Below are 17,401 nucleotides of genomic sequence, written 5' to 3'. Positions count from 1 at the left end.
ATTACACATGCGGTCAGAATCATTCCTCTCCCACTTTCAGTGGACCAAGGCCACCGTTGCGAAGTGCTGGCTGCTAAAAATTGCAGCTAGGCGAGATTAGAAGATCATCGACGGCGGTGTTGAGCCCACGCGGGCGATGGTGGCACTGTCCTGAATTAATGTCGGCTGTTGGAGGAACATCGTGCGCCCACCTCCCGACTCCCAGAATAGTTGGGAGTCGGCCCCTGCAGACGCCGATGGCGGCCCCGCAGAAGTCGGGCAGCGATGCTACTTTGTCGCCCCCTGCGTCTACGATTGAAACAGCAGCCAAAGCAGCACAATGGAGCGCCTCATGGACTACTTTTCGATCAACTCCCTGCGTGAGAACCACGCGGGCTGGTCGCTGCTCCGCGCCCAAAACGCACCCCTGGCCCTGACGTTTTTCATGACGGCGTTCACCGACCCCAACCAGCGCAACCTTGGCCGCCAGGACCTCATCGATGTTTTGGACGATGTGTTGTTCACCCTGCGGGATTCCCTGGGCGAGGACAGGTTCCCGAGGTCGGCCGGAGAATACCTGGACGACTGGGCCGAACCAGACAAGGCCTGGCTGCGAAAATTTTACGCAGACAACCGGGACGAGCCCGTTTACGACCTCACCGCCTCCACCGAGGACGTCATCCGCTGGGTCGAATCCTTGCGCGGGCGAGATTTTGTGCCCACCCAGTCCAGGCTGTCCAGCATCTTCAACCTGCTCAAGACCCTCGTCCACGGCTCCGAGACGGACCCCGAGGCCCGGCTGGCGGAGCTGCAGCGCCAGCGCGATGACATCGATGCACAAATGGAACTGATCCGTTCCGGCGAAGTCCCTGTCATGACAGCCCCGGAAGCCGTGGACCACTTCCATCAGCTGACCACCCAGGCCAAGGACCTGCTCTCCGACTTCCGTGAAGTGGAGACGAACTTTCGCAGGCTGGACAGGAACCTCCGAGAGCAGATCTCGATGTGGGAGGGCGGCCAGGGCGACCTGCTTGAATCCATTTTCTCCTCCCAGCAGGACATCAGCGGCTCCCTGCAGGGGCGCACATTCCAAGGATTTTGGGATTACCTCATGTCCCCGCAGCTGCGCTCGGAACTGCACGAGCTATTGGAACGTGCCACCCAAATCGAGGCACTCGCCACGCAGGACGGCCTCCAGCAGATCACGTCCATGCAAAAGGACTGGCTGCCTGCCGTAGAACAGACCCAATCCACGGTGCGCCAGCTTTCAGCCCAGATCCGGCGCCTGCTCGATGACAAGGTGTTCCTGGAAAACAAGCGCATCATGGCGTTGATCCGCAATATTGAATCCAGCGCCGTGGCGGTCCGCGCCGCACCGCCCGCCGGCATGTTTGGTGAACTTTCCGGACACGACGTGCCCGTTGCCCTCCCCTTTGAACGCCCGCTGTACGAGCCCAGCCGGCAGGTTGCCATCGACGACGCCGTCCATGTCGCCGAAGACCTCGATGTGGACGCCCACGCGCTCTTCGACCAGTTCTTCGTGGACACCCAGCGCCTGGAATCCAACATTGACTCCGTTCTGGCCGACGCCGAACAAGCCACGCTCGCGGACGTCACCGACGCCTTCCCGCTTAGCCAGGGGCTGGCAGAAATTGTCAGCTACTTCCAGCTCGCCACCGAATCCACGTCGGCAACCATCGATGCGGACTCGGCCCAAACCCTTTCCTGGACGCTCCCCGACGGCAGCCTCCGCGAAGCCACCGTTGAAAAGATCATTTTTGTGAGGCCCTCATGAGCACCACCCCGGACTATCTTCAGGAAACACTCGACACCCCGGAATCAGTGGCGCGGACTCCCGACGGCCTGCCCCTGGTCATCACCAAGCTGCTCAAGGGCGTCGTTTACCGAGATGCCGACGAAAAGCTGTGGCAGCGCCTCATGGAACTCTCCGCACAAACCCGCGACTACGTGAGCGTGCTCGGCCTGGAGCTCGTACTTGACGACAGCGAGGGCTACGCGTTCCTGCGTTCCAGCCCCGACGCCGACCCGGAGCTGCCCCGCCTCATTCCCCGCCGCCAGCTGACCTTCCACGTCAGCCTGCTGCTGGCCCTGCTGCGCGCCCGCCTGGCCGAATTTGACCAGCAAAACAGCGAAACCCGGCTCATCATGACCCCGGCCCAAATCGGCGACATGGTCTCCGTGTTCCTGCCCGAATCCAGCAACGAGGCCCGCATCCTGGACCAGCTGGCCACCAACATCAAGAAGGCCACTGAGCTCGGCTTCCTGCGCAAGCTCCGCGGCCAGGACGGCAGCTACGAGGTGGCCCGCATCCTCAAGGCCTACGTCGACGCGCAATGGCTCGAGGAATTCGATGCCCGGCTCGCGGACTACCGGGCCGAGCTGGAAGGCGGGAAATCCGCCGTCGGACGTTCATCAGGAAAAGCCGGACCCTCCACATCAAAGGCGGCATCAGCTTGAGCACGCAAGCCCAGCCAGGCCTCTTCAACCTGGACGATCTCACCGCCGACGACGTCGGCACCCGCCCGGGCTTTCGCCTGCACCGCCTGGAGCTGCTCAACTGGGGCACGTTCAACAAGGACGTGCGCACGTTTCGGCTCGACGGCGAGAACAGCCTGCTCACCGGCGACATCGGCTCCGGCAAATCTACGGTGGTGGACGCCATCACCACGCTCCTGCTGCCGGCCAACCGGATCGAGTACAACAAGGCGGCGGGTGCGCAAAAGAAGGAACGCAGCCTGATGTCGTACGTTCGGGGGTTCCACAAGAGCGCCCGCAGCGGCATTGGCGACGCCTCCCGCCCGGTGGCGCTGCGCGGTCCCGGCACGTATTCGGTGGTGCTCGGCGTGTTCCACAACGCCACCCTGGACAAGACCGTCACCCTGGCCATCACGCTGTGGGCCACCCAGGAAGCCGGCCAGCCCACCCGTTTTTATTCGATCGCGGAGGGCGAGCAGTCGATCAAGGGCGACTTCTCCGATTTTGGTGCCGACATTGCAAAGCTGAAGCGGCGCCTGCGGGGCGAGGGCGTGCAGCTCTTTGAGGTGTTTGAAAAGTACGGTGCCGCGTTCAAGCGCCACTTTGGCATCGGCTCGGCACAGGCCATGGATCTGTTCCACCGCACGGTGTCCATGAAGCAGGTGGAGAACATCACCCACTTCGTACGCACCAACATGCTGGAAGAGGACGACGTTGAAACCCGCATCAAGAACCTGCTCCACCACTTTGACGACCTCAAAAAGGCCCACAACGCCGTGCTGCGGGCCAAGGACCAGATCCGCATGCTGGAGCCGGTGCAGGACAACGCCGCCCGCCACGCTGCACTGACCGTCGATTACGATAATTCCCACCAGCAGCGCGAGCAGCTATCACCGTGGTTCACATCCCGGAAGCTGGAGCTCAGCGAGGCCCACCTGCTGGAACTTGAACGGGCCGGCACCAAGGTCCAGGAGCAACAGACCTCCCTGACCGCCGAACTGGGCGCGTTCACCCGGGAGCTGGCAGATCTGCGCGATGACATCCGCAACAGCGGAGGGGGCCGGATCGCCGCCATCGAGGCCGAGTTGGCCCGCATGTCCATCGAGTCCCGCGACCAGCGCGAACGATATGCCACGTATTCCGAGGCTGCCACGGTGCTTGGCCTGTTTGAGCCCGAGAACCAAGTGGTCTTTGATGCCAACGCGGCCGCCCTGCCCGGGGTGGAGAAACACCTCATCGAGGCCAACGCCGAACTGCAGGACCAGCGCACGTCATTGGACCGCCAGCGTTCCGAGGCTTCTGAACAGGCGGGCGATTTGAAAGACGAGCTCAAGAGCCTGCTGAGCCGACAAAACCTGCTCCCCCGCGAGTTGATCGCCCTGCGCCAACGACTGTGCACAGGAACGGGCATCTCCGAATCGGAGCTCCCCTTCGCCGGTGAGCTGCTAAAGGTACGCGACGCCGAGGCCGCCTGGGAAGGCGCAGCCGAGCGCACCCTGCACGGTTTTGCACTGTCATTGTTGGTCGCGGGTGCACACTATGCGGCCGTCAGCGACTGGGTTGACGCCAACAACCTGCGCACCCGCCTGGTCTACCTGAAGGTTTCCGACAACCTGGCCCCGCGCACCGCCTCTGCAGGCACCCTCGCCTCCAAGATCGGCATCAAGCCCGGCACGCCCATGCGCGAATTCCTGCTCGATGAGCTGGGCCGCCGCTTTGACCACCAATGCTGCGAAACCATGGAGGATTTCCGCCGCTACCCCAAGGCGCTGACCATCAACGGCCAGCTCAAAAGCGGCGGCGGGCGCCACGAAAAAGATGACCGCAAGGCACTTACCGACCGTTCAACCTACGTGCTCGGCTGGGACAACCACGACAAGATTGCCCGCCTGCGCTCCGCCCTGGAGCAGGCGGAGGGCCAGGCCCGTGCGGCCGCGGACGGGCTGGGCCGCGTCGACCAACAGCTGGGAAGCCTGGGGCGCCAGCAGCAGTTCATCGGCAAGATTTCCGCCGTCGCGAGTTTTGCCGGGCTGAACTGGCAAAGCACCGCACGAGCCATGGGGAGGTTGAAGGAGGAGAAGGCCGCGCTGGAATCCTCCAGTGACATCCTGCGTGAGCTCACCCGCCGCGAGGCGGAAACGGCGGATAGGGTGGAGGCGGCCAACGTCCGCCTGCGAACCCTCATGGAGCGGATCGGCGCCAACAAGAAGGCCATCCAGGACATCACCGAGCAGATTGCGGACTGCCGCGATTCCCTCGCGGAGACCGCCTTGACGTCCGACGCCGGACTGCTGGCCCAGCTGGGCAAACTCACCGAGGCGGCACTTGAGTCCGCTGCGCTGACCTACAAGACCACCACGAGGATTGAGAGCAAGGTCCGTGACCGGCTCACCGGCACCATTGACGCGCTCAACAAGCAGGTGATCCGCGCGTCGGAGGCCACCATCAAGTTCATGGCTGAATTCCGCAACAAGTACCCTGCTGAAACCACCGACCTGGATGCGTCGCTTGAATCTGCCAGCGAGTTCAACAAGATCCTGGCGCAGCTGGTGGACAACGATCTCCCCCGGTTCGCCGAACGCTTCAAGGAATCCCTGACGCAAAACACCATCCATGAGATCGTGGCCTTCAACGCTTTTCTGGACGACCGCAAGCAGGACATCGTCTCCCGCATCGGCGAAATCAACGAGTCCCTGGCCCGGATTGAATACAACACCGGCCGGCACATCCAGCTGGAACCGCAGGCCACCTCGGACCCCGAAGTCCGTGAATTCGGAGTGGACCTGCGGGCCTGTTCCGAAGGCAGCATTGGCGCGCAGGAACAGTATTCTGAACAGAAGTTCCTGCAGGTGGAGGCACTCGTGGAGCGTTTCCGCGGCCGCGAGGGGCGCACCAGCCTGGACGAGCGGTGGACAGCCAAAGTCACCGACGTGCGCAACTGGTTCACGTTCTCTGCGTCCGAAAAATGGACGGAGACCGGCGAGGAGCACGAACACTTCACCGATTCCGGCGGCAAGTCGGGCGGGCAAAAAGAAAAGCTGGCCTACACCATTCTCGCCGCGGCGCTGGCGTTCCAATTCGGGATCGCGGCGGGCCCGGGAAACCAGCGTTCCTTCCGTTTCGTGGTCATTGATGAGGCGTTTGGGCGCGGCTCGGACGAATCGGCCAAGTACGGCCTTGAGCTGTTCAAGCGGCTGAAACTCCAGCTGCTCATTGTCACGCCGCTGCAAAAGATCCACGTCATCGAGCCATTCGTGGCCAATGTGGGGTTCGTGGCGAATGAGACCGGCGCAGATTCACAGCTGCGCAACATGAGCATCCATGAATACCGTGCCGAACGGGAGAAGCGTGGCCGCTAAGATGGCGGGACCCACGTCCGAGGCGGGCCGGACCAAGGGCGCCAATGCACCCAACTGGTCCACGCCCGCCGACGTCCGTGCCGCCTCACTGCGGTCCTGGAACAGCGGCGAGCTGCTGCGCGAGGCGGCGCTGCCCACGGGACTGCATCCCCGGCGTCGGACGTTGAAGCACCCGAGTGCCACGCAGCTGCGGACGGATTACGCACTGGCCGCAGCCTGGGCCCGGGCCTGGGAGCCGGCCCCGCGAGGTTGTTCGCTGGAGCATGTGTCCGTGGGGACAAGCACCATCGGTGCCAACAAACTGCCGGCCGCGGCCGTGTTTTCCTCGGCCGGGGATGAGATCCTGTTTTTGGGGTTGGGCCGCGAGGCAGCGAAGTTCACCGAACTGTCCGGCCGGCTGACCCTGATTGATGCCGGGCTGGCGGCCTGGGCCATGCTGCGTCCGCTTGAGCTGCTCAAGTACGGGGAGGATGCCTTGACGGCTGCCCGGGTGGCTGTTTGGCTCGCCGCAAACCCCAGCCCCGGAATCTACCTGCGCCAGTTGTCGCTGCCGGGCGTGCACACCAAGTTCGTGGAAAACCACCGCAGGCTCATCGACGGGATGCTGGCGGTGTTGGCACCTGAGCGGCCGCTTCTGGGCCGGAACTATGCGCGCAGGCATGGATTTGTGGCCGCCCCGGACAGGGTGCGGCTGCGTTTCCTGGACCCGGCACAGGCCCCGGCTCGCGGCATGGAGGACGTGGAGGTGACGGCTGCCGCGTTCGCCGGCCTGGAGGTCGACGTGGACAGGATCATCACCACCGAAAATCTTGTCAATTTCCTGGCCTTGCCGCAGGCGCCCCGGACCCTGGCCGTGTTTGGCGGCGGCTACGGTTTCGAGGGCATCCGCGAGGCAGCCTGGCTAAAGGACGTGGAGGTGCTGTATTGGGGTGACATCGACACCCACGGCTTCCATATCCTAGACCAGCTGCGTTCGCACCATCCGCATGTTCGGAGCATCTTGATGGATGAGGAGACACTGCTTGCGCACCGGGACTTTTGGGGCCGCGAGGATACGCCCACCCATGCTGTGCTGACGCACCTGGGTGCCGGGGAAAGCGCCGTCTATGCGGCCCTCCAGGCAGGGACCTTCGCACCATTGCTGCGTCTGGAGCAGGAACTGCTGCGCTGGGCCTGGGTGCTGGCCCGGCTCCCCCTGCTTCCCTGACTTCCCTGACTTCCCTGACTCATTGGCTGCCCGCCCGCTGCTACCCTGTCCGCAGATATCCCCATTCGGTAGAGTCAAGGTCAATCGTTGGACAGAAAATGGGGAACATGAAGAAGATCCTGGGTATTTTGGTTCTGGCGCTGATGGCAGTCCTGGGCTCGGCGCCGGCAGCCATGGCGGCACCGGCAACGGACATCGTCGTCGAAGACACGGCCGGGGTGTTGTACCAGCCGCAACTTCTGGAAGCCGTGGCGGGCATCAATTTCCGCGAGCCAACGAAGCTTGCCATCGTGACCATCGAGGGCGAAGTTGGCGGCGATCGGCTCAACGCCGACGTACTGGAGCTGGCCCGCAGCGAACATCCCGAGTGGCTCAGCACCGACAAGCAGAAATGGGCCGACGGCCTGTTCATCTTTGCCGTGGACCCCATCGCCAGAAAAGTGGGCACCTACATGGGCGAAGACCGCAAGGTGTCGTTGGATAAGCAGGATGCCATCCAGGACGCCACGAAGGAGCTCTTCCGTGAAGCGCAATGGACCGACGGCACCATCGCCGGGATTAAAAAGGGCGCGTCCCTGATCAACCAGCCCTGGTACCTCTCGGCGGGTTTCATCATCACCACCAGCATCGTGGGCGTTCTCGCACTCTTGGGGATCGGCACAACGGCTGTCGTCCGTGCCGGCAACAGAAAAAAGGCCGCCGAACACCTCCAGCGCGGGGATGCCGGTTATTCCAGCGTGAGCCTGGCCCTGGATGTCACGGAGCTCAACGCAAAAACCATTCCTGATTCATCGTCCTACGGCACGCTCGTCCTGGAGAAGTACCGCAATTTCAGCACTCGTTACCATGAAGCCAGCACATTGAACCAGCAGTGCCATGCCTTCACCAAGAAGGAGCTCTCCAAGGGTGCCAACGTCAAGGTGGTGGCCCGCTATGCAGACCTGGCCGAGGAACTCGACGGGCTGGACGACGTCATCGCGGACACGAACACCCTGCTGAACAGGTTTGCCGGCTGGGAAAGCGCCTGGGACAGGCAGGCACGCCCCCTGCACGAGGATCTGGAACAGCTCCCAACGCTGCTCGCCGAGCCGGAAGCCCAGGGGCTGGCCTCCACCGCCGCCCTGTCATCGCTGCACACCCAAAGCAGCCAGGGACTCCAGCAGCTGGCCGCCGATTTCCACTCCGGAGCCATCACCCCGGATGCGGCCATGGACCAGTTGCGGGACAGAAGCCAGGAACTGAGCGCGCTGCTGCAGCAGCATTCGGAGGCCATGATCGGCCAATACACCAAAAACAAGACCGAACGTTCCGCCATGGAGAAGGCCATGGAAAGCAGCCGCCGGAGTGAAGTCCACGGCCGCCAAAGCACCATTTTGGGCTCAGTTTTCGCGTGGAACACCTTCTACCCGGTGCATGCCTTCAACGTTGGCTATGTCAGCGGCATCAGCAAGGTCGACACGGCGCGCAGCAGTGCCAGTTCGGGCGGCAGCAGCACCGGCTATGGTTCCAGCGGCGGCAGCTTCTCCGGCTCAGGCAGCTCCTCCAGTTTCTAGCACGGCTTTCCGGTGCGATTTTCCGGTGCGACGGCGGGTCCGGCCGGCGTGCCCCACCCACCCTGCGGGAGCGTCAGGCCTTGAATGCTTCCGGGTTCACGGCGAACTCAGGCATCTCGCCCTTGGCCATCGCAATCGCGTTGCGGGCGGCCAGCACACCCATTTTGGCGCGCACCGGCACGGTGGCGCTGCCAATGTGGGGCAGCAGCACGGTGTTGGGCAGCTCGGCCAGCCCCGGCGCCAGGTTCGGTTCGTCCTCATAGACATCGAGCCCGGCACCGGCAACCACGCCGTCGCGCAAGGCTGCAACGAGGGCTGCCTCGTCAACCACGGGCCCGCGGGCAGTGTTGACCAGAAAGGCGGAAGGCTTCATGGCCGCCAGCACCGGGGCGTCGATAAGGTGGCGTGTCTCCGCGTTCATGGGCACATGAATCGACAGGAAGTCGGCCCGTGCCACCACCTCACCCCATGGCAGCTGCGTCACCTTGCCGGCAAACTCCCCCAGCTCGGCATCGGAAACAGTCCGCTCCGCAGGAGGCCGCGGTGAGAAGACAACCTCCATCCCGAAGGCCAGGGCCCGGCGCGCCGTGGCCCGGGCGATCCTGCCGAAGCCGGCCAGCCCCAGCACCTGGCCGGATACATCGCTGCCCACCAGCAAGTCCGGGTTCCAGCCGGCAAACTGGCCGGAACGGACAAACGCGTCAGCCTCCACAACCCGTCGGGCCGTGCCCAGGATGAGCAGCATGGCAATGTCTGCGGTGGCGTCCGTGAGGACTCCCGGGGTGTTTCCCACCAGAATTCCGTGTCTGCTCGCGGCGTCTACGTCAATGTTGTTGAAGCCCACCGCATAGTTTGAAACCCCGCGCACCTTGGCTGATTCAAGCAGCCCGGCATCAATGGTGTCGCCCAGGCCCGAGAGCAGCACGTCGTAGTCGCCGCTGGCGCACAGCGCCCGCAACCCGGCGGCCGGGGCGTCGGCCAGCATGGTGACCTCACCGGCGTCGTGCAACAACGTCATCCCCGGTTCGGGGATGGCTGCAGTGACCAGAAAACGAAGTGTCATGCCTGTTTACTCCTTGAGGTCGACTGCATGTTCCGCGGGTGCGGGTGCAATCGGTTCATCGGCTGAATCCTCAATATACCGTTTTGCATTGATCATGGTGGCGCCAACCATCATCACCACAAGGCAGGCGCCCAGCATGACGAAGGACGCAGTCCAGGAGCCGGTGGCGTCGTGGATGGTGCCAAAGAACAGCGGGGCGATGCCTGCCCCGGCGTACCCGAGGCCCTGGCTGAATCCGGACAGCACGGACGAGCCGTGGGTTGTCCGCGAGCGCAGGTTCACCATGAGCAGGGCCGTGACGAAGGTGCCCTGGCCGAGGCCGGAGAAGGTGACCCACAGCCACGTTCCGGCCAACGGCGACAGATACAGGCCCAGGTGCCCTGCGGCCCAAAACAGCGCGAAAAGGCTGATGGCCACGATGGGGTTCTTCATGCGCGGCACCCACAACGGCACCAGCAGGCTCATCGGCACAGCGAGGATGGCAAAGTAGGCCAGCGCAGTTCCCGCTGTGGCGGCGTCGAGCCCCTGGCCTGAAAGGTACGGCGGCAGCCAGGTGAAGTACACATACGTTTGGGCCGAGTTTCCGGCCAGGAAGATGACCAGCCCCCAGGCCACCGGCGAGCGCCACGGCCGCAGCCTGGACACGGGCACATTGCCGGGCCCGCCCGCCTGCCCCACGGTGAGGTGGGCGGCCTGCCCAGCCGGGCTCACGGCGTCGCGCTTCTCCCTGCGGTCCCGCAGGAATTGCATGATCCACGGCAGCAGCACCAGCAAACTGACCGACGCCCAAAGCCCGATGGACACCCGCCAGTTGGTGGCCCCGGAGATCGGCACAGCCAACTGCGGACTGATCGCAGTGCCCACCGACAGCAGTGTCACGTAGCCGGCTGTCACCAGGCCCACGCGGTCCGGGAAATACTTCTTCACCAGCGGCGGCAGCACCACATTGCCGATGCCATAGCCGGCCATGACAACCGCTGTCAGGCCCAGGAACGGCCAGACCTGGTCGATCGCGACCCGGCCCAGCTGCCCCACCACGGCCAGCACAACGGCGGCGACCAGCGCCTTTTCGAGGCCGACCCGGCGGATCAGGGCAGGGGTGAGCAGGCCGAAGACCGCAAACATCAGCGGCGGCATCATGGCCAGCAGGCCTGTTGTGCCGGCGTCGAACCCCAGTTCGCCGGAGAGCTCTCCCAGAAGCGGCGGCACCACCGACACCGCCGTGCGCAGGCTCAGTGCCATCACCATGATGCCCAGCAGTGCGCCGATACGGCCTGTCCACGGTCTTTTCACCAAAAAGTTTGTCACCGCTCAACCCTAGCCAATTGCCGCACCCGCGAAGACCGCAGTGAATCCTGCGCCCCTGCCACGAACCAGCGTCCGGGCCGCGAACCAGCTGCTGGCCAACAGCTGGTTCGCGGCCCGGACGCTGGTTCGTGGCTGAGGGAACCGCCGTGCAGCCCACACCGCCACCCCGGGCCCAATTTTCGGCATGATCATGCAGAAAATGCCGTGGTGGGGGCTAGTATGGTGGGATCGGGGGCAGACTCCAACGGCCCCTCTCCACTCACGCCTGCCGCATCCGGGACACTTGGATGAAAGTGGCAGGGAAAGGCAGAACCGCCATGGATGTTGCCGCTTTGGGTGCCGCACTTCGGGCCCGTCGCAAGACCCTGCAGCTGACACAAAGTGAAACAGCCGACCTGGCCGACGTTTCCACGCGTGTGCTGAGCGATCTCGAGAACGGCCGGGAGACCGTGCGCCTGGACATCCTCACTGCCGTGGCCTCGGCGCTGGGCATGAGCCTGAGCCTGAACGTCGCCGGCTCATGAAAAACCTTGAGTACGCCAAATCCGTCACCCAGGCAGTGATCTACAAAAAGGGCCGGGCGGCGGCAACCCTGACCCGGCACCCGAGCATGGGCGTGGTTTTTTCCTATCTGCCCGGTTACCTGGTTGACGGCGGACCCGCAATCGCCTCCACCCTGCCGGCACTTGATGTTCCGGTCACGTTCGGCCACGGCAACGTGCCTGCCTTCTTCGCCGGGCTACTGCCCGAGGGCGAACGCCTGGCCAAGCTGCGATGGGCGGTAAAAACCACCATCTCGGATGAGTTCTCGCTGCTCCTGGCTGCCGGCGGGAATCCCGTGGGCGATGTCCAGATCGTTCCTGCCGGCGCGAAGCCGGAAAGCATCCCGCCGCTGCTGACCGTCACCAAGACCATGAGTGACGTCAGCTTTGCCGGCTTTGCCGCCGTTCCCGGGCCAGTGGACCTTTCGGCACTGGCCGGGCTGCAGGACAAGGTCACGGCCTCCTACCGCCACGACAAGGACCCCACCCGCGCCTACATCCTGAAATTCAACGACGGCAGCCATGCCCGCCAGGTGGAAACGGAGTTCATGCTGCTAAAGAAGGCCAAGGCGCTTTCCATCCCTGTCGCGGACGCCCGCCTGGTGTTCGACGGCGCCGGCCAGGCCGCGCTGTTGGTCTCACGTTTCGACAGGTCCCCCGGCGGCGCACTGGCGGTGGAGGACTGCGCCCAGCTGCTGGGTTTGGGGCCAAGCCGAAAGTACTCGGTGCCCAGCGAAGCCCTGGCAGTCGCGGCCGTGGGCATGTGCGCCGCCCAGGGCCTGGCGGCACGGAACATTTTCCTGCAGTTCCTCTTTGCCTGGCTGACCGGCAATGGAAACCTGCACGCCAAGAACATTTCGGTGGTCCAGCAAGCCACTGGCGAATGGCTCGTGGCGCCTGCGTACGACCTGCAGTGCACGCTGGCAGCAGAGATCGAGCAGGGCTTCGCCGCGGGCGTGCCCGGCGGCATCCTCACCGAGCTCACCGACGGCGACCCGTCGCGCGACCCGGGCATGGCCCTGCCCGTGGGCGGCAGTGCCGGCAGCCGCACGGGGCTGAACCGCAACGACTGGCTGCGCTTTGGCCGCACCCTGCGCATCCCCGAACGACTGGTGGCAAAGTGCATCGACAAGGCGCTTGCGGCCTCAACGATGACCACGGCGGAACTGCCGTTCGAACGTGACGTCAGTGCCGCCGTCGTGCGGGTCCTGGGGATCCGGCGCGCCGCGATCCAACGGTGAACCACGGGGCAAAACTGCCCAAATACTTTTACTGACGAAATGACGCTAAAATGTCTCTATGCCACGAATAGCCGCCCCTACGAACGCGGCGCAGCGAGAGCAGACGCAGCGCAAAATCCTCAACGCCTTTGGCGAACTTCTGTTCACCCATGGCCTGCCCGGGCTGACCATGACCGACGTCGCCAGGACAGCCGGCGTGGGCAGAACCGCCGTCTACAACTATTTCGCCGACCTCGAGCAGCTCCTTGTGGCCTACGCACTGGATGAAACCGGCAAGTTTGTCACCGAGCTCAAGGCCAGCCTGGAGGGCCTGGAGAACCCTGTCGACCGCCTGAGCGTGTACGTGCGGGCGCAGCTTGAAGACCTCACCCGCCGGCACCTCCCGCCCGGCCCGGCCATGCGCTCGGTGCTCTCAAGTGAGTCGTTTGCCAAATTGGGCGTCCATGTGGGCGAGCTCAACAACTTGCTGATGGACATTCTGCGCACAGGCATGGACCAGCATTTCCTGCCGGAGGCCGACGTTGAGGGTCTGGTGCAGCTGATCCACGGCTCGTTGACGGCAAGCGCCTCACGGCGCAAGACGGACACCCCGGACGAAGAAAACATTGCGGCCGCGGTGAGGTTCATCCAGGCAGGCGTGGGTGCCGCCTTTGATGCGCAGGGCCGCCCGGTCACCCTCGAGTAGTTCCAAGGCGGTCTGGGGCCCACTCGCCCACTCCCGCGCAACCAAACGCGAAATCCCGCATTAAGCGGCTTTGGAACCAGCTCAGGGCGCGGCTGGTCGCGTGGCCGCAGCCTTTGTGCCCGCGGGTTCGCTGGGCGGCGGGCTCAACCGCGGGCAGGACAGCACGCCCGGGGTTTGATCCACCTTGGGCGGTGCGACAAGGCCGTTGAAGCGGCTGGTCAGGATGACGTCCACCGTGCCGTCGGTGCGGTCGTCCTGGACATATTCGGTGCTGGGGAAGTTGCGCTGCATGTTGAACGCCGCAGCGTGTCCGGCCGGGCCGGAAACAACCACTGCCGGTGCCCCATAGTCGGTGGATTTGTTGTCGATTTCCTTGACCGGGTAACCGCGCTGCTTCAGCTCCTCAGCCACTTCCCCGGCCTTTCCTTCGAGGCTGCCGCCGTTGTAAATATTCACCGTGACTGTCTTGTTGGCGGGGTAGTCAAGTTTTTCCCCAGGGCACGACTCGGGCGTCGGCGCGGGTCTGCCGGCGCCAAGCTTCAGCTCAAGCTCCCCCCGCTGCACCATGCCTGCCAGCACGACGGCGGCCACCACCAGGGCGAGCAGCAGCACCAAGGTGACGCCGTGGGTGATGCGGCGGCGCACGGTGCTGGAGGGCAGCTCCGGGGTTTCGGGGTCCGGGAACGCTTCGGCCAACCCCTCGGAGTTGACTATGTGGTGGCCGCGCCACGACGTGCCGTCCTTGATTTTTTTGCGCTGCTGCCGCAGCTCATAAGCCGCGTCGCGGGCCTGCCTGCGCTCGTCTCGCGCAGCCTTGCGCCGCTGCCGGGTGGTCAGCAGCACGTCATTGTCCGGGGCGGCCGCACCCGGCCCGGAACCGCCCGGCTGAAACTCGGGCTTTTCCGGCACGGCGCTGTGCCGCTGCTGCTCCGCGGGATCGCCCGAAGGCGGCCCCGCAGGCGGCCTAGTCATCTATCACCAGAACTCGGGCGTGGAGGACGGTGCGCTGGTGCAGGGCGGTGCGGACGGCCCTGTGCAGCCCATCCTCCAAATAAAGGGTGTCGCGCCATTGCACGACGTGGGGGAACAAGTCGCCAAAGAACGTGGAATCCTCAGCCAGGAGCGCCTCGAGATCCAGTTGCGCCTTGGTGGTGACAAGATCTGCCAGCCTGACCTGGCGCGGTGCGACACTGGCCCAGTCCTTGGGCGTGATGTATCCGTGGTCCGGGTAGGGGCGTTTGTCGCCAACAGCTTTGAATATCACCTCTTCAGACTAGGGACTCCATGGCACTAAAGGAACTGCAACGCCTTCGAGCCGCAGGGTGTGTTGCCAAATGGTTACCGAAATGCAGCCCCAAATGGCCCTCCGGAGGCAGTGCTGGGATCATGGGTTCATGACACTCATGCAACCTCCGCTTGCCCTGCTCCTTGACGTTGACGGTCCGTTGGCCAGTCCGGTGTCCCGCCGCGTGTCGCCGGAGATCATCGCCAACCTGATCGAGCTGGTCCGCAGGGGCATCCCCATTGTGTTCAACACCGGCCGCTCCGACACCTTCATCGCCGAGCAGCTGATGGTGCCGATGCTCGAGGCCGGGCTGCCTGCCGACACCGTCGTCCATGCCATCTGCGAGAAGGGCGCCGTCTGGTTCACGTTCACCCCCGACGGGCCCGGCCCCGTCCACGTGGACGAAAGCCTGGTCATGCCGGCAGCCTATGGTGACGCCATTCGTGAACTCGTTGCCCGTTCGTACGCCGAGCACATGTTCTTCGATGAAACCAAGCGGGCCATGGTCTCCGTGGAACAGCTCATCGAGGTTGAGAGCAGCAACTACCTGGCCCAGCAGGAAAAGTTCGACGCCGATGCGCTGGCTTTGCTGGCCACCCACGACTTGGGTGCCGTGCGCCTTGAGCATCGGGCCCCGGCGTCCACAGGACGTGTTGACTACCGTGTTGACCCTTCGATCATCTCCACTGACATCGAGTCGGTGCGCCTGGGCAAGGACCTTGGCGCCAGCCGGGCGGTGGAACTGCTGGCGGCGCAGGGCATTGTTCCGCGGGCGTGGCGCACGGTGGGCGATTCGCGCACCGACTACGCCATGGCCGACTGGCTGCACCACCACGCACACGAGGTCAAGCATATCGACGTGCGACCTGCCGAGGGCATCCCGGAAAAGCCGTACCCCGTCAAAACCGCGGCGGACCTCCAACTGGGCGACGACGTCGTCAACGACTTTGCCGGGGCGGCGTTCCTGCAGTTCTGGCTGGACCGCCTTCCCGCCAGCCCGCCAGTCCCGACGCTCGCACAGTAGTGGCTTGATTTTTCCCAACGCTCGCGCAGCAATGGGGGTTAATCCCGAAACGCTCCCTCAATGAGAGGGAGCGTTTTCTGTGGGGTGAAGATCGCCGCCGCGGCGGTGTTGTTAGAGCAGCGCTGCTTCCACTGCCGCAATGAGCTCGGGTGAGTCAGGCGCAACAGCGGAGGCGAAACGTCCCAGCACTGCGCCGTCGCGCGTGATCAGAAACTTCTCAAAGTTCCACTGGATGGGCTCTGCGCCGTCGTTTGTCAACGCAGCATAAAGCGGGTGGGCAGCTTCACCATTCACCTCAGTCTTGGCGGCGAGGGGGAAGGTTACACCGAAGTTCTTGCGGCAAAACTCGACGATTTCCTCCGCGGTTCCCGGCTCCTGTGCGCCAAATTGGTTGCACGGGACACCTACAACTGTCAGTCCCTGGCCCTGGTATTTTTCATGGAGGGCTTCAAGGGAATCGTATTGCGGGGTAAATCCGCATTTGGAAGCCACGTTGACGAGCAGGACTGCCTTGTTCGCCAGTTCAGGCAGGGTTGTCTCGGTGCCGTCGTTGAGCGTAAGGGCAATGGTATTCAAAGTTTGCGTAGTCACAGGCCGAGTCTAACGTGCCAATATTTATGCGGGCCCCCGCAACCAAGATTAAACGACAAAAGGCCCGGAATCTCAATGATTCCGGGCCTTTTATTGGCGGAGGATGGGGGATTTGAACCCCCGAGGGCGTTAACCCAACACGCGTTCCAGGCGTGCGCCATAGGCCGCTAGGCGAATCCTCCAGCTTGCTGTGCAAAACACGGCAGGTTCAAGAGTACCTGACAAGGTGCCCAAGTCACGAATCGAACAATGACCCGCCCAATGAGACGCCCAAAAACGCTGCACAGCCATGCGGTTCCGAGCAGAAAATAAGGGCACTACAGCCCCGTTCAAGCCGTACCGCCCTCAATTTTCCCCAGGCGGCCAAGCGGAAGGCAGACCGCACGAAAGGATCGAACGCACCAAGCGCCCGCGCATTGCAGGCAGCAGTGCTCAGCTGCTCCCGCAACGCCTGCCCAACTTTACAAGATTGTCACATTCGCGCGGCATTGATGACGACGTGTCGGCTTAACAACAAACATCACATTTCCCCTGGCCAGCTATCACCAATCGAGCGGGAAAATCAGTGCCCCGCCCGCATTGCCAGCGCAGCAGTAACAAATCCCGCAAGAGCAAAGGTTACGGTCATGATCCACAGAAAGAACTGCTGGCCCGAATGCTTGTGGGTGCGCTGGGTGGTGTTGGTTGAAAACACTTCAATGCGCACCAGGGCCAAAATCCCAGTGCCGAAGGCCAGCACCCAAAATATCCATTCAAAGAACCCGAAACTAAGCATGTCTGTTCGCTCCCATGGCGGCCCGAGCAACGCTGGGGCCGAAACGCTGCGGGACCGGCTTAGCAATGGCATTGATGCCCCATGAGGCGAAGCTACCACCGCCGGCAAGGAATTGAAATGGTCCCCGGTGGTGCCGACGGATTCGCCCGCACCGCAACAGTCGGGTAAGCTGTTTTTCGGCCCCTCATGTGGCGTCACCCTGTGAACTCCCCCAGGACCGGAAGGTAGCAAGGGTAAGCGGGCTCTGGCGGGTGCATGGGGGGTCTTTACTTTTCCCAAAACTTATCCCCAGA

At 63.7% G+C, this 17,401-nt stretch carries 15 protein-coding genes, 1 tRNA gene and 1 other RNA gene; 10 read left to right on the top strand and 7 right to left on the bottom strand.

Annotation, left to right across the window (positions count from 1 at the left end; genetic code table 11):
- The first annotated feature begins 331 nt into the window (after nt 1-331).
- The 5 genes from AC1L6K_RS04120 to AC1L6K_RS04100 all read left to right on the top strand — a co-directional run bounded on the left by AC1L6K_RS04120 (nt 332) and on the right by AC1L6K_RS04100 (nt 8,594).
- A complete protein-coding gene (locus AC1L6K_RS04120; RefSeq protein WP_480951457.1) occupies nt 332-1,774 on the top strand; it encodes a DUF3375 domain-containing protein in 1,443 nt (480 codons plus the stop codon).
- Nucleotides 1,771-2,457 carry a DUF4194 domain-containing protein gene (locus AC1L6K_RS04115; protein ID WP_480951456.1) on the top strand — a complete coding sequence of 229 codons (687 nt, stop codon included), beginning with the start codon at nt 1,771-1,773 and terminating at the stop codon, nt 2,455-2,457. Before AC1L6K_RS04120 ends, AC1L6K_RS04115 begins: the two co-directional genes overlap by 4 nt.
- On the top strand, nt 2,454-5,834 hold the full coding sequence (locus AC1L6K_RS04110; protein ID WP_480951455.1) for an ATP-binding protein: 3,381 nt from the start codon (nt 2,454-2,456) through the stop codon (nt 5,832-5,834). The genes AC1L6K_RS04115 and AC1L6K_RS04110 overlap by 4 nt, the downstream gene beginning before the upstream one ends.
- Nucleotides 5,824-7,041, top strand: a complete 1,218-nt coding sequence (locus tag AC1L6K_RS04105) for a Wadjet anti-phage system protein JetD domain-containing protein (protein WP_480951454.1) — start codon at nt 5,824-5,826, stop codon at nt 7,039-7,041. Before AC1L6K_RS04110 ends, AC1L6K_RS04105 begins: the two co-directional genes overlap by 11 nt.
- A gap of 107 nt (nt 7,042-7,148) precedes the next feature.
- Entirely contained in the window at nt 7,149-8,594 is a 1,446-nt protein-coding gene (locus AC1L6K_RS04100) for a DUF5129 domain-containing protein (protein WP_480951453.1), read from the top strand.
- 73 nt (nt 8,595-8,667) lie between these two features.
- On the opposite strand, the gene AC1L6K_RS04095 is transcribed toward AC1L6K_RS04100, so the two are convergent.
- Entirely contained in the window at nt 8,668-9,657 is a 990-nt protein-coding gene (locus AC1L6K_RS04095) for a 2-hydroxyacid dehydrogenase (protein WP_480951452.1), read from the bottom strand.
- Between the two features lie 6 nt (nt 9,658-9,663).
- Nucleotides 9,664-10,965, bottom strand: coding sequence for an MFS transporter (locus AC1L6K_RS04090; protein WP_480951451.1), 1,302 nt, complete (start codon nt 10,963-10,965; stop codon nt 9,664-9,666).
- A gap of 317 nt (nt 10,966-11,282) precedes the next feature.
- On the opposite strand from AC1L6K_RS04090, the gene AC1L6K_RS04085 reads away from it, so the two are divergent.
- From AC1L6K_RS04085 to AC1L6K_RS04075, 3 genes are read left to right on the top strand one after another with little or no spacing between them, the layout of a single operon-like run.
- Nucleotides 11,283-11,489: a helix-turn-helix domain-containing protein gene (locus AC1L6K_RS04085; RefSeq protein WP_480951450.1), complete on the top strand. Its 207-nt coding sequence runs from the start codon at nt 11,283-11,285 to the stop codon at nt 11,487-11,489.
- Nucleotides 11,486-12,748 (top strand): type II toxin-antitoxin system HipA family toxin, encoded by a 1,263-nt coding sequence (locus tag AC1L6K_RS04080; protein WP_480951449.1) that lies wholly within the window; start codon nt 11,486-11,488, stop codon nt 12,746-12,748. Before AC1L6K_RS04085 ends, AC1L6K_RS04080 begins: the two co-directional genes overlap by 4 nt.
- Before the next feature lie 58 nt (nt 12,749-12,806).
- Nucleotides 12,807-13,433 carry a TetR/AcrR family transcriptional regulator gene (locus tag AC1L6K_RS04075; RefSeq protein ID WP_480951448.1) on the top strand — a complete coding sequence of 209 codons (627 nt, stop codon included), beginning with the start codon at nt 12,807-12,809 and terminating at the stop codon, nt 13,431-13,433.
- An 81-nt stretch (nt 13,434-13,514) separates the two neighbouring features.
- On the opposite strand, the gene AC1L6K_RS04070 is transcribed toward AC1L6K_RS04075, so the two are convergent.
- Together AC1L6K_RS04070 and AC1L6K_RS04065 are read right to left on the bottom strand one after the other, a co-directional pair.
- Entirely contained in the window at nt 13,515-14,405 is an 891-nt protein-coding gene (locus AC1L6K_RS04070) for a LytR C-terminal domain-containing protein (protein ID WP_480951447.1), read from the bottom strand.
- The gene (locus AC1L6K_RS04065) at nt 14,398-14,697 is read right to left on the bottom strand and encodes a type II toxin-antitoxin system VapB family antitoxin (RefSeq protein WP_480951446.1); all 300 of its coding nucleotides are present in this window, start codon (nt 14,695-14,697) and stop codon (nt 14,398-14,400) included. Before AC1L6K_RS04065 ends, AC1L6K_RS04070 begins: the two co-directional genes overlap by 8 nt.
- 130 nt (nt 14,698-14,827) lie before the next feature.
- Here AC1L6K_RS04065 and AC1L6K_RS04060 point away from each other — a divergent pair, with 130 nt between their 5' ends.
- Nucleotides 14,828-15,742: a Cof-type HAD-IIB family hydrolase gene (locus AC1L6K_RS04060; protein WP_480951445.1), complete on the top strand. Its 915-nt coding sequence runs from the start codon at nt 14,828-14,830 to the stop codon at nt 15,740-15,742.
- 111 nt (nt 15,743-15,853) lie between these two features.
- On the opposite strand, the gene AC1L6K_RS04055 is transcribed toward AC1L6K_RS04060, so the two are convergent.
- The 3 genes from AC1L6K_RS04055 to AC1L6K_RS04045 all read right to left on the bottom strand — a co-directional run bounded on the left by AC1L6K_RS04055 (nt 15,854) and on the right by AC1L6K_RS04045 (nt 17,072).
- Nucleotides 15,854-16,333 (bottom strand): glutathione peroxidase, encoded by a 480-nt coding sequence (locus AC1L6K_RS04055; protein WP_480951444.1) that lies wholly within the window; start codon nt 16,331-16,333, stop codon nt 15,854-15,856.
- A 94-nt stretch (nt 16,334-16,427) separates the two neighbouring features.
- Nucleotides 16,428-16,515: transfer RNA gene (locus AC1L6K_RS04050), tRNA-Ser, on the bottom strand.
- Between the two features lie 380 nt (nt 16,516-16,895).
- Nucleotides 16,896-17,072 (bottom strand): hypothetical protein, encoded by a 177-nt coding sequence (locus tag AC1L6K_RS04045; protein ID WP_480951443.1) that lies wholly within the window; start codon nt 17,070-17,072, stop codon nt 16,896-16,898.
- A gap of 211 nt (nt 17,073-17,283) precedes the next feature.
- Between AC1L6K_RS04045 and ffs the strand changes: the two genes are divergently transcribed.
- Nucleotides 17,284-17,379: signal recognition particle sRNA small type (ffs, locus tag AC1L6K_RS04040), an RNA gene on the top strand.
- The last annotated feature ends 22 nt before the right edge of the window (nt 17,380-17,401 follow it).

The organism is Specibacter sp. BI4 (assembly GCF_056680095.1).
This window is presented reverse-complemented; position numbering and strand designations above follow the sequence as displayed.

Bases quoted from the DNA above. Each gene is read 5' to 3' on its own strand.
- AC1L6K_RS04100 (WP_480951453.1), top strand. From the start codon at position 7,149: ATGAAGAAGATCCTGGGTATTTTGGTTCTGGCGCTGATGGCAGTCCTG.
- AC1L6K_RS04115 (WP_480951456.1), top strand. From the start codon at position 1,771: ATGAGCACCACCCCGGACTATCTTCAGGAAACACTCGACACCCCGGAA.
- AC1L6K_RS04120 (WP_480951457.1), top strand. From the start codon at position 332: ATGGACTACTTTTCGATCAACTCCCTGCGTGAGAACCACGCGGGCTGG.
- AC1L6K_RS04070 (WP_480951447.1), bottom strand. From the start codon at position 14,405: ATGACTAGGCCGCCTGCGGGGCCGCCTTCGGGCGATCCCGCGGAGCAG.
- AC1L6K_RS04095 (WP_480951452.1), bottom strand. From the start codon at position 9,657: ATGACACTTCGTTTTCTGGTCACTGCAGCCATCCCCGAACCGGGGATG.
- AC1L6K_RS04085 (WP_480951450.1), top strand. From the start codon at position 11,283: ATGGATGTTGCCGCTTTGGGTGCCGCACTTCGGGCCCGTCGCAAGACC.
- AC1L6K_RS04075 (WP_480951448.1), top strand. From the start codon at position 12,807: ATGCCACGAATAGCCGCCCCTACGAACGCGGCGCAGCGAGAGCAGACG.
- AC1L6K_RS04080 (WP_480951449.1), top strand. From the start codon at position 11,486: ATGAAAAACCTTGAGTACGCCAAATCCGTCACCCAGGCAGTGATCTAC.
- AC1L6K_RS04060 (WP_480951445.1), top strand. From the start codon at position 14,828: ATGACACTCATGCAACCTCCGCTTGCCCTGCTCCTTGACGTTGACGGT.